Origin of the sequence: Novosphingobium sp. AAP1, from assembly GCF_001295765.1 — a bacterium.
In the GTDB taxonomy this organism is placed as follows: domain Bacteria; phylum Pseudomonadota; class Alphaproteobacteria; order Sphingomonadales; family Sphingomonadaceae; genus Novosphingobium; species Novosphingobium capsulatum.
The window spans coordinates 1-1,773 of sequence record NZ_LJHO01000043.1 but is presented as its reverse complement, the minus strand read 5'-3'; the positions used below and the strand labels follow the sequence as shown (position 1 = coordinate 1,773).

At 58.0% G+C, this 1,773-nt stretch carries 2 protein-coding genes, 1 pseudogene and 1 other annotated feature; all 3 genes and pseudogenes read left to right on the top strand.

Annotated features, from left to right (window positions below; genetic code table 11):
- The first annotated feature begins 48 nt into the window (after positions 1-48).
- Positions 49-489: a hypothetical protein gene (locus IP65_RS20655; RefSeq protein WP_054132913.1), complete on the top strand. Its 441-nt coding sequence runs from the start codon at positions 49-51 to the stop codon at positions 487-489.
- Between the two features lie 550 nt (positions 490-1,039).
- Complete coding sequence (locus IP65_RS20650) at positions 1,040-1,291, top strand: hypothetical protein (protein ID WP_054132912.1); 252 nt, start codon at positions 1,040-1,042, stop codon at positions 1,289-1,291.
- Between the two features lie 65 nt (positions 1,292-1,356).
- A pseudogene (locus tag IP65_RS20645) lies at positions 1,357-1,773 on the top strand (transposase); the annotation flags it as partial.
- Positions 1,638-1,752, top strand: a sequence feature (AL1L pseudoknot). Its footprint overlaps the pseudogene before it by 115 nt.

Below are 1,773 nucleotides of genomic sequence, written 5' to 3'. Positions count from 1 at the left end.
GAACAGCGACCTCATGAATAAGACGGGTTAGCCTGCGACTAAGAAAACATGAGCAGGCTGACCCTCCAATACCAATACGATTCAAGCTTCTTCGATGCTAACAAGCCGAGGGACGACTTCGGCCGTTTGTCTGTCGCCGTCGAAACCGAACGCTTTTCTGGCGAGGGAGGCTTTTGGGTTCAATGGCAGGACGTGAAGGAGTTCGGTGAGGCGCTAGACGCGTTTCCGATCACTGCGGAAAAGCCAATCGCTGTCCAGTGGGGCTTCAACATGCAGGAAGGTGACGACCTTGTTCTGCGCCTTGAGATCGCTCCGGCCAACAGACGCGGCGATCTACTGGTTCGATTCGAGATCGCTGACGATTATGAACCTCAAAACCGCGTGCGGGGTAGGTTCCTCACCAACTACCCAGACCTCGACGCCTTCCGCGCTGGCATTAAACTCTTGATGAGCGGCGAAGCTGCAGAGGCTGTTCTTGTGGGGCGGTAGTGGCAGCTTCCCACCATCTGCCGTCATAGGGGTTCGATGCGGATGTCTACGAGGTCGGGATAATGTATCAGTCCCGCTTGATCATCCCTAACAAGGATGCCCGTTCCGAGAACATCCGCCCATTCATCCGCAGGGTATTCCGCGTCAAACTGACGGTCGGCAACAATGCCGACTACGGTAGCGGGATACCCGTCGATGAGATACCGCCCGCCAGTGCGAATGCCCGTCGTCAATTGATTCAACCTCTACCAGCTCAGTCTAGGCCGCTTCGCGACCACCGCCAATGGGAATTCGCCGTTCCGCTCCCCCAGCCTTTACCCCCGTAGGAGGTCGCAGGCAGTCGACCCAATAACCACCGATTGCTCATCAATGCTGGAACGTCAGTTCCGCCACCAACCCAGGCCATTCCTGGGGCCAGCGACATCGATAAACAAACGACCGCTTCCGGCACACGAACTCAGGGGCCTGGACGGCCGCTATTGCGGCGTCAATATCGCTTGAACGACCATCGACGATAGAGCGGCAGGGCAATCATCGAAAACGGAACAACATGATGTCGGATTGGCGGGATCGCCTCAAGCTAGCTGAGGGGGATACACTCAAACTCCTGCACTCGAAATCCACCGGCTTCATGCAGGAAACGGACGTTGAAACCTACGAAATCCGCGCTTCCAACGGCTCTGTTTCAGGCACCGTCATTTTCACCGACCATACGGCCGTCAAAGGTTTTAAGCGGACGCTGTGTGTTGTCCAGCGAAGCACCGCCGGTGAAATACTGATCGACGAGGCGTGGACCGCGTAGACGCGCTACGTGTGAAGCGTCCCGGGTTTTCCGGAGGCTCCTATTTGTGAGAAGGAGCATTCGTGATGAGCAAAACCCGGAACAAATTTTCGCCTGAGGTGCGTGATCGCGCTGTGCGTATGGTTGGCGAGCATCGCGCCGATTATGGCTCGGAGTGGGAGGCGATGACCTCGATCGCCGGCAAGATCGGATGCACGGCCGAGACGCTGCGCCGCTGGTGCCGTGAGGAGGCGAGCCGACGAACGGCACCAGCGGCGCTGGCGGGCGATGACAAGGCCAGGCTTAAGCTGCTGGAGCGCGAGGTGAAGGAACTGCGCCGGGCCAATGAAATCCTGCGCAAGGCGTCAGCATATTTTGCCATGGCGGAGCTCGACCGCCGCGAGAGATGATGATGGCGTTCATCGACGCCCATCGCGAGGATCTGGGTATCGAGCCGATCTGCCGTGAACTGGCAATCGCCCCGTCCTCCTATCACGAACATG